Genomic DNA, 435 nt, shown 5'->3' on the forward strand with positions numbered 1-435 from the left:
TCCTGCTGTTGATACTACTGTGTTCACAAACTCGGCAACTGCCATTAAAGTACAGTTCAGACTTAAGTTTTCTGGAGAGATTAAGAAAACAGATTCAAGTGATTCTAACGCATGGACTGCTGGGTCTTCTTCTGTAAGTCTTGATAGTGTTGCCGCTTTGTACGTTTCTGAAAGATCAGATGGTTACAAATGGGTTCCTTACGTTGATGGATTTGGAGAAGTTAACGTGTCGTTCAGAGCTCTTGTTCCTGCCCCCGCTGACGAAGATAAAATTGCAATAGACTCCTCAGGTGATATTGCACTTGAATTGGGAACGGTGGATATGGATAACGATCTGGCATATGGTGTTACTGAAGCGTTTTCTGGCGTACAAGGTTTGAAACGTGTATTTGCTCTAAGGACAGATGGAACAACTCTGGCGGCATACACTGAGGC

Annotated in this window: 1 protein-coding gene; it reads left to right on the plus strand. The window is 43.4% G+C overall.

Annotated features, from left to right (window positions below; genetic code table 11):
• On the plus strand, positions 1-435 hold a 435-nt coding region (locus AC3DEV_RS17180; protein ID WP_488372905.1), incomplete at both ends, for a hypothetical protein.

This window comes from Dietzia sp. IBK-p2-15D, from assembly GCF_057773105.1.